At 69.0% G+C, this 7,691-nt stretch carries 11 protein-coding genes; all 11 read left to right on the top strand.

The features are described from left to right. Window positions 1-377 (top strand): acyl-CoA carboxylase biotin carboxyl carrier protein subunit (locus A9O63_RS17505; protein ID WP_141703111.1); only part of this gene is annotated, 377 nt, incomplete at its 5' end. Next, window positions 370-1,254 (top strand): hydroxymethylglutaryl-CoA lyase, encoded by an 885-nt coding sequence (locus tag A9O63_RS17500; RefSeq protein WP_069333070.1) that lies wholly within the window; start codon window positions 370-372, stop codon window positions 1,252-1,254. The genes A9O63_RS17505 and A9O63_RS17500, both read left to right, overlap by 8 nt. Before the next feature lie 12 nt (window positions 1,255-1,266). Beyond that, complete coding sequence (locus tag A9O63_RS17495; RefSeq protein ID WP_069333069.1) at window positions 1,267-2,055, top strand: crotonase/enoyl-CoA hydratase family protein; 789 nt, start codon at window positions 1,267-1,269, stop codon at window positions 2,053-2,055. A 220-nt stretch (window positions 2,056-2,275) separates the two neighbouring features. Beyond that, window positions 2,276-2,641 (top strand): NADH-quinone oxidoreductase subunit A, encoded by a 366-nt coding sequence (locus A9O63_RS17490; protein WP_002719664.1) that lies wholly within the window; start codon window positions 2,276-2,278, stop codon window positions 2,639-2,641. Next, on the top strand, window positions 2,638-3,162 hold the full coding sequence (locus A9O63_RS17485) for a NuoB/complex I 20 kDa subunit family protein (RefSeq protein WP_069333068.1): 525 nt from the start codon (window positions 2,638-2,640) through the stop codon (window positions 3,160-3,162). The genes A9O63_RS17490 and A9O63_RS17485 overlap by 4 nt, the downstream gene beginning before the upstream one ends. Before the next feature lie 10 nt (window positions 3,163-3,172). Then, window positions 3,173-3,775: an NADH-quinone oxidoreductase subunit C gene (locus A9O63_RS17480; RefSeq protein WP_069333067.1), complete on the top strand. Its 603-nt coding sequence runs from the start codon at window positions 3,173-3,175 to the stop codon at window positions 3,773-3,775. Window positions 3,776-3,785: 10 nt separating this feature from the next. Further along, on the top strand, window positions 3,786-4,994 hold the full coding sequence (locus tag A9O63_RS17475; protein WP_190238099.1) for an NADH-quinone oxidoreductase subunit D: 1,209 nt from the start codon (window positions 3,786-3,788) through the stop codon (window positions 4,992-4,994). Further along, window positions 4,994-5,905 (top strand): NADH-quinone oxidoreductase subunit NuoE, encoded by a 912-nt coding sequence (gene nuoE / locus A9O63_RS17470; protein WP_069333065.1) that lies wholly within the window; start codon window positions 4,994-4,996, stop codon window positions 5,903-5,905. The genes A9O63_RS17475 and nuoE overlap by 1 nt, the downstream gene beginning before the upstream one ends. After that, entirely contained in the window at window positions 5,905-6,117 is a 213-nt protein-coding gene (locus tag A9O63_RS17465) for a DUF5337 domain-containing protein (protein ID WP_011337549.1), read from the top strand. The genes nuoE and A9O63_RS17465 overlap by 1 nt, the downstream gene beginning before the upstream one ends. Window positions 6,118-6,127: 10 nt before the next feature. Continuing rightward, complete coding sequence (gene nuoF, locus A9O63_RS17460) at window positions 6,128-7,423, top strand: NADH-quinone oxidoreductase subunit NuoF (protein WP_069333064.1); 1,296 nt, start codon at window positions 6,128-6,130, stop codon at window positions 7,421-7,423. A 4-nt stretch (window positions 7,424-7,427) separates the two neighbouring features. Beyond that, the coding region (locus A9O63_RS17455) for a hypothetical protein (protein ID WP_069333063.1) at window positions 7,428-7,691 on the top strand (264 nt) is incomplete at its 3' end.

The following is a 7,691-nucleotide window of genomic DNA, read 5'->3' as shown; positions in this document are numbered from 1 at the left end:
CGCGGCTGCGCCCCGAGGGCTGGGCGGTCGCGGGCCGCCCTCCGGCCCGGGTGCTGCGGATCGGCGCGCAGGTCCATGTCTTCGCCCGCACGGGCACCGTCAGCTTCGAGATCCCCGATCCGCTCGACCGCGGCACCGAGGAGGCGGGGCAGGGCGGGCTCACCCTCTCGCCCATGCCGGGCCTCGTCCGGGAACTGGCGGTGCGGGCTGGCGACCGGGTGGAGAAGGGCGACCGGCTCGCGGTGATCGAGGCCATGAAGATGGAGCATGTGCTGACCGCCGCCCGGGACGGCACGGTGGCCGAGGTGCTGGTCGAGGCCGGCGCGCAGGTCGAGGCCGGGGCGGCGCTCGTGCGGCTGGAGGAGGCCGATGGCTGAGGCGCAGGCAGGCGGGTCCGTCGGGGCGGGGCGGGTCGAGATCTTCGAGGTCGGCCCGCGCGACGGGCTGCAGAACGAGGCGCGCGCCATTCCCACGGCGGAAAAGATCGCGCTCGTGGATGCGCTGTCCGCCTGCGGCTTCCGCCGGATCGAGGTGGCGAGCTTCGTGAGCCCGAAATGGGTGCCGCAGATGGCCGATGGCGCCGCGGTGCTGGCCGGCATCGGCCGCAGGCCCGGCGTGACCTATGCGGCACTCGCGCCCAACCTCCGCGGCTACGAGGCGGCCGTCGCTGCGGGTGCGGGCGAGATCGCGGTCTTCGTCTCGGCCTCCGAGGGCTTCTCGAAGGCGAACCTCAACTGCACGGTGGCCGAGAGCCTCGCGCGGCTTGCGCCCATCGCCGAGGCCGCGGGGCGCGACGGGACGCGGCTCAGGGGCTATGTCTCGATGGCGGTGGACTGCCCCTTCGACGGGCCGACGCCGCCCGGTGCGGTCGCGCGCGTCGCGGCGGCGCTGCGCGATCTGGGCTGCGCCGAGGTCTCGCTCGGCGATACGGTGGGCCGCGCCACGCCCGAGGGGTTCGACGCGATGCTGGCGGCGGTTCTGGGCGAGATGCCGCCGGACCGTCTTGCCGCCCACTGCCACGACACGGCGGGCCGGGCGCTGCAGGTGATCGACGCGGCGCTGGAGCGGGGCCTGCGCGTGGTGGATGCGGCGGTGGGCGGCCTCGGCGGCTGCCCCTATGCGCCCGGGGCCGCGGGCAATGTGGCGACCGAAGCGGTGGCGGCCCATCTGGCGGCGCGGGGCTTTGAGACCGGGCTCGACCCGGAGAAGCTGGCGGCGGCGGCGGAACTCGCGCAGCGCCTGCGGACCGGCTGAGAGGAGGAACGGATGTTCGAGACCATTTCCATCGCCGAGGATCCCCGGGGCGTGGCGACCCTGACGCTCGACCGGCCCGAGAAGCACAATGCGCTGTCGGCCGCGATGATCGCGGAACTGACCGAGGCCGCGGCGCGTCTGGCGGCGTCAGCCACCGTGCGTGTCGTGGTGCTGGCGGCCACGGGCGAGAGCTTCTGTGCCGGGGGGGATCTCGGCTGGATGAAGGCGCAGATGGCGGCGGACGGGCCCACGCGCGCGTCCGAGGCGCGCAGGCTCGCCCAGATGCTGCGCGCGCTGAACGAACTGCCCAAGCCGCTGATCGGGCGGGTGCAGGGGCAGGCCTTCGGCGGCGGCCTCGGGCTGATCTCGGTCTGCGACGTGGCCTTCGGTGCGGAGGGGGCCCGCTTCGGCCTCACCGAGACGCGCCTCGGGCTGATCCCGGCCACCATCGGCCCCTATGTGGCCGCGCGCGTGGGCGAGGCCATGGCGCGGCGCGTCTTCTTCTCGGCGCGGCTCTTCGGCGCCGAGGAGGCGGTGCGGCTGGGCTTCCTCGCGGGGGCCATGCCGGCCGAGGCGCTCGATGCGGCGGTCGAGGCCGAGATCCTGCCCTATCTCTCCTGTGCGCCGGGCGCGGTGGCCGAGGCCAAGGCGCTCCTGCGCCGGTTCGGCCCCCGGATCGACGACGAGACCGTCGAGGCGAGCGTGGCGGCCCTCGTCAACCGCTGGGAGAGCCACGAGGCGCGGGAAGGGGTGGAGGCCTTTTTCGGACGCCGCGCCGCCGCATGGTCCGCCAAGGTCTGAGTCGGGGCCGGGGTGCGACAGGTCGCACCCGCTCCGCATTGCTGCATAAGCATAATTTCAGTTCACCATTGCATACCAATGACATAAGGCACATTTCAGTCGCGGTGTTTTGTCGCGACCTTCGGTTGACCCCGGACGGGGCTGAGAGTAAACGAGGCGTCAGCACGTGACTGCCTGCGCTGCCGGAAACGGCGCGCAGCTGCCAGCCGAGGGAGCCGCCATGGACGATCTTCTGCGAGAGTTTCTTCCCATCGTCATCCTGACGGTGCTGGCAGGAGGCCTCGGGCTCCTGCTCATGCTGTCGGCGGTGATCGTCGCGGTCAGGCGGCCGGACCCCGAGAAGGTGTCCGCCTATGAGTGCGGTTTCAATGCGTTCGACGATGCGCGGATGAAGTTCGAGGTGCGGTTCTACCTCGTGTCCATCCTCTTCATCATCTTCGACCTCGAGGTGGCCTTCCTCTTCCCCTGGGCTGTGGCCTTCGGCGACATTTCGATGACGGCCTTCTGGTCGATGATGGTCTTCCTCGGCGTGCTGACGGTGGGCTTCGCCTATGAATGGAAGAAGGGAGCGCTGGAATGGCAATGACCGGCCTCAATACCGCGGGGCCCGACCGCGACTATGACACGCAGTCCCTGAACCGCGAGCTTCAGGACAAGGGCTTCCTGCTCACCACGACCGAGGATCTCATCAACTGGGCGCGCACCGGCTCGCTGCACTGGATGACCTTCGGCCTCGCCTGCTGCGCCGTCGAGATGATGCACACCTCGATGCCGCGCTACGACGTGGAGCGGTTCGGGGTGGCGCCGCGCGCCTCTCCGCGCCAGTCCGACGTGATGATCGTGGCCGGCACGCTGACCAACAAGATGGCGCCCGCGCTGCGCAAGGTCTACGACCAGATGCCCGAGCCGCGCTATGTGATCTCGATGGGATCCTGTGCGAACGGCGGCGGCTACTACCATTACAGCTACTCGGTGGTGCGCGGCTGCGACCGGATCGTGCCGGTCGACATCTACGTCCCGGGCTGCCCGCCCACGGCCGAGGCGCTGCTCTATGGCATCCTCCAGTTGCAGCGGAAGATCCGCCGCACCGGCACCATCACGCGCTGAGGAGACCCAGATGGCCGAAGCCCTTCAGGAACTGGCCGCGCATGTCCAGATGCGCCAGCCCGATGCGATCCTCGGCCACCGGGTCGAGTTCGGCGAGCTGACGCTCGACGTCGTGCCCAACCGCATCGTCGGGCTGGTGGAGTTCCTCCGGTCCGACGCGAGCTGCCGCTTCTCGAGCCTCGTCGACATCACGGCGATCGACCATCCCGAGCGTCCCGCGCGCTTCGACATGGTCTATCACTTCCTGTCGATGTATCAGAACCAGCGGATCCGCCTGAAGATGCAGGTCCGCGAGGACGAGACGGTGGCGTCTATCCACTCGGTCCATCCGTCGGCGAACTGGTTCGAGCGCGAGGTGTTCGACATGTTCGGCATCCTCTTCACCGGTCACCCCGACCTGCGGCGGATCCTGACCGACTACGGCTTCCGCGGCCATCCGATGCGCAAGGACTTCCCGACCACGGGCTATACCGAGGTGCGCTATGACGAGGTCCAGAAGCGCGTCGTCTACGAGCCGGTGAAACTCGTGCAGGAATATCGCCAGTTCGATTTCCTCTCGCCGTGGGAGGGGGCGGACTACATCCTGCCGGGCGACGACAAGGCGCGGACGTAAGGGGATGGCCATGGACACCAAGTTCGACGACGTGCTGACCGGCGAGCAGAAGCTTCGCAACTTCAACATCAACTTCGGCCCGCAACACCCTGCGGCGCACGGGGTTCTGCGTCTCGTGCTCGAGCTTGACGGCGAGGTGGTGGAACGCTGCGACCCGCATATCGGCCTGCTGCACCGCGGGACCGAGAAGCTGATGGAGAGCCGGACCTACCTGCAGAACCTGCCCTATTTCGACCGGCTCGACTATGTGGCGCCGATGAACCAGGAACATGCCTGGTGTCTGGCGATCGAGCGGCTGACGGGCGTGGCCGTGCCGCGGCGGGCGAGCCTGATCCGCGTGCTCTATTCCGAGATCGGCCGCATCCTGAACCACCTGCTGAACGTGACCACGCAGGCCATGGACGTGGGCGCGCTGACGCCGCCGCTCTGGGGCTTCGAGGAGCGCGAGAAGCTGATGGTCTTCTACGAGCGCGCCTCGGGCGCCCGGCTCCACGCCGCCTATTTCCGGCCGGGCGGGGTGCATCAGGATCTGACGCCGCGCCTCATCGAGGATATCGAGGAGTGGGCCGAGCATTTCCCGAAGGTGCTCGACGATCTCGACTCGCTTCTGACCGAGAACCGGATCTTCAAGCAGCGCAACGTCGATATCGGCATCATCTCCGAGAAGGACATCCTCGACTGGGGCTTCTCGGGCGTGATGGTGCGCGGCTCGGGCTTCGCATGGGATCTGCGGCGTTCGCAGCCCTACGAGTGCTACGACGAGTTCGACTTCCAGATCCCGGTGGGCAAGAACGGCGACTGCTACGACCGCTATCTCTGCCGCATGGAAGAGATGCGCCAGTCCACCCGCATCATCCAGCAATGTCTGGCCAAGCTCCGGGTGGAGAAGGGCGACGTGCTGGCGCGCGGCAAGATCACGCCGCCGCCGCGGGGCGAGATGAAGACCTCGATGGAGGCGCTCATCCACCATTTCAAGCTCTATACCGAGGGCTTCCACGTTCCCGCGGGCGAGGTCTATGCCGCCGTCGAGGCGCCCAAGGGCGAGTTCGGCGTCTATCTCGTGGCCGACGGGACCAACCGGCCCTACCGCGCCAAGATCCGCGCGCCGGGCTTCCTGCATCTGCAAGCCATCGACTACATCGCCAAGGGGCACCTGCTGGCCGATGTGTCCGCCATCATCGGCACGCTCGACGTCGTGTTCGGGGAGATCGACCGCTAATGCTTCGCCGCCTGCATCACGCCCAGCCCGACAGCTTCGCCTTCACGCCGGCGAACCTCGAATGGGCGAAGGGTCAGATGACGAAATATCCCGAGGGCCGTCAGGCCTCGGCGATCATCCCGCTGCTCTTCCGCGCTCAGGAACAGGAGGGCTGGCTCACGAAGCCGGCCATCGAATATGTGGCCGACCTGCTCGGGATGGCCTACATCCGCGCGCTGGAAGTGGCGACCTTCTACTTCATGTTCCAGCTGCAGCCGGTGGGCCGCGTGGCCCATATCCAGATCTGCGGCACCACCTCGTGCCTGATCTGCGGCGCCGAGGAGCTGATCCGGGTCTGCAAGGAGAAGATCGCGCCGCAGCCGCACATGCTGTCGGCCGATGGCCGCTTCTCGTGGGAAGAGGTCGAGTGCCTCGGCGCTTGCGCCAATGCGCCGATGGCGCAAATCGGCAAGGACTATTACGAGGATCTGACGGCCGAGACGCTGGCCGCGCTGATCGACCGTTTCTCGGCGGGCGAAGTGCCGCGGCCCGGGCCGCAGGCCGGGCGCTTCTCCTCCGAGCCCGCGGGCGGGGCCACGAGCCTCACCGAGATCGGCCCGCAGGCCTCCGAGCACAATGCCTCGGTGGCGCTGGCGCTGGGGATCGGTGACACGATCAAGCGCATCGACGGCACCGAGGTGCCGCTTCTGCCCCCGTGGCTCGGCCGGCGCCCGCCGGTGTCCGACGCCGGGGGCGAGGCGCGGCAGCCGACCCCGGGTGCCGGCCATCCGGTCGACAAGACCGGCGTGAGCGTCGAGGAGGCCCCGGCCGACAAGGCGGGCCGGCCCGAGAAGCCCGGCGTGGCCACGGGCGGCACGGCCACGGCCGAGCCGGGCGCGCAGACCTCCGATCCGCAGAAGCCCGAGGGCTGATGGCGGTCGGGCCCGACGACACGCGGCAGGCGCGACAAGTTGCGCTGGTGATTGCGGCGACGGGCCTCATGTGGATCGGGGCGCAGATCCTGGGAGGATGGCTGGGCCTGCCGGCTCGGATCGTCCTTCTCTTCGACCTGGCGGCGCTCGCCGGGTTCAGTTGGGCGCTGGTGACAACCTGGCGGATCTGGCGACGGCGCCAGGGCAAATGAGGACGATGCGATGCTGAAGGACCAGGACCGGATCTTCACCAACCTCTACGGGATGCAGGACCGCAGCCTGAAGGGCGCGATGGCCCGGGGCCAGTGGGACGGGACCGCGGACCTGCTCGCGCTCGGGCGCGACAAGATCATCGACATCGTGAAGGCCTCGGGCCTGCGCGGCCGGGGCGGGGCGGGCTTCCCGACCGGCCTCAAATGGTCCTTCATGCCCAAGCAGTCGGACGGGCGCCCGGCCTATCTCGTCATCAATGCCGACGAATCCGAGCCCGCGACCTGCAAGGACCGCGAGATCATGCGCCACGACCCGCATACGCTGGTCGAGGGTGCGCTGCTGGCGGGCTTCGCAATGGGGGCGGTTGCGGCCTACATCTACATCCGCGGCGAATATGTCCGCGAGAAGGAAGCGCTGCAGGCCGCCATCGACGAGGCCTATGACGCGGGTCTGATCGGCCGGAATGCGGCGAAGTCGGGCTACGATTTCGACGTCTACCTCCATCACGGGGCGGGCGCCTACATCTGCGGCGAAGAGACCGCGCTCCTTGAGAGCCTCGAGGGCAAGAAGGGGATGCCGCGGATGAAGCCGCCGTTCCCGGCGGGCTCGGGCCTTTACGGCTGCCCGACCACGGTGAACAACGTCGAGTCGATCGCCGTCATTCCCGCGATCCTGCGCCGCGGCGGCGAGTGGTTCGCCTCGTTCGGCCGGCCGAACAATGCGGGCGTGAAGCTCTTCGCCATGTCGGGGCACGTCAACACGCCCTGCGTCATCGAGGAGAGCATGTCGATCTCGATGAAGGAACTCATCGAGAAGCACGGCGGCGGCGTCCGCGGCGGCTGGAAGAACCTCAAGGCCGTCATTCCCGGCGGCGCCTCCTGCCCGATCATCCCGGCCGAGCAGTGCGAGAATGCCGTCATGGACTATGACGGGATGCGCGAGCTGAAATCCTCGTTCGGCACCGCCTGCATGATCGTGATGGATCAGCAGACCGACGTCATCAAGGCGGTCTGGCGGCTGGCCAAGTTTTTCAAGCACGAGAGCTGCGGCCAGTGCACGCCCTGCCGCGAGGGCACGGGCTGGATGATGCGCGTGATGGACCGGCTGGTGCGCGGCGAGGCCGAGGTCGAAGAGATCGACATGCTGCTGTCGGTGACGAAGCAGGTCGAGGGCCACACGATCTGCGCGCTCGGCGATGCGGCGGCCTGGCCGATCCAGGGCCTGATCCGGCACTATCGCGAAGAGATCGAGGACCGGATCAAGGCCAAGAAGACGGGGCGCATGGGCGCCATGGCGGCGGAGTGAGCCGGTGCGCGCCGGCGGGGTCCTCATCGTGATGGGCGCGCTCTCGGCCTGTGCCTCCCCGGCGCCGGTCGGGGGCCGCGCGATCCCCGGCGCCTCCGAGGTGACGGTCGAGGGTCAGGGCTTCCTGACCGAGGTGAGGGCCGGGTCTGCCGGCGAGCGGCTGACGGCGGCGGGGGCGCGTCCGGTGGCGGGCTTGACGGTCGATGTGCGCCGGCTGGCACCGCCGCTCCATTACAGCGACGGCGCCGCGGCGAAGCGGGCAGCCGAG

The organism is Cereibacter johrii, assembly GCF_001720585.1.
In the GTDB taxonomy this organism is placed as follows: Bacteria; Pseudomonadota; Alphaproteobacteria; order Rhodobacterales; family Rhodobacteraceae; genus Cereibacter_A; species Cereibacter_A johrii.
The sequence above is the reverse complement of the archived record's forward strand: the minus strand, read 5'-3'. Positions and strand labels throughout refer to the sequence as shown.

Bases quoted from the DNA above. Each gene is read 5' to 3' on its own strand.
- A9O63_RS17490 (WP_002719664.1), top strand. From the start codon at position 2,276: ATGGACGATCTTCTGCGAGAGTTTCTTCCCATCGTCATCCTGACGGTG.
- A9O63_RS17500 (WP_069333070.1), top strand. From the start codon at position 370: ATGGCTGAGGCGCAGGCAGGCGGGTCCGTCGGGGCGGGGCGGGTCGAG.
- nuoE (WP_069333065.1), top strand. From the start codon at position 4,994: ATGCTTCGCCGCCTGCATCACGCCCAGCCCGACAGCTTCGCCTTCACG.
- A9O63_RS17480 (WP_069333067.1), top strand. From the start codon at position 3,173: ATGGCCGAAGCCCTTCAGGAACTGGCCGCGCATGTCCAGATGCGCCAG.
- A9O63_RS17495 (WP_069333069.1), top strand. From the start codon at position 1,267: ATGTTCGAGACCATTTCCATCGCCGAGGATCCCCGGGGCGTGGCGACC.
- A9O63_RS17475 (WP_190238099.1), top strand. From the start codon at position 3,786: ATGGACACCAAGTTCGACGACGTGCTGACCGGCGAGCAGAAGCTTCGC.
- nuoF (WP_069333064.1), top strand. From the start codon at position 6,128: ATGCTGAAGGACCAGGACCGGATCTTCACCAACCTCTACGGGATGCAG.
- A9O63_RS17465 (WP_011337549.1), top strand. From the start codon at position 5,905: ATGGCGGTCGGGCCCGACGACACGCGGCAGGCGCGACAAGTTGCGCTG.
- A9O63_RS17485 (WP_069333068.1), top strand. From the start codon at position 2,638: ATGACCGGCCTCAATACCGCGGGGCCCGACCGCGACTATGACACGCAG.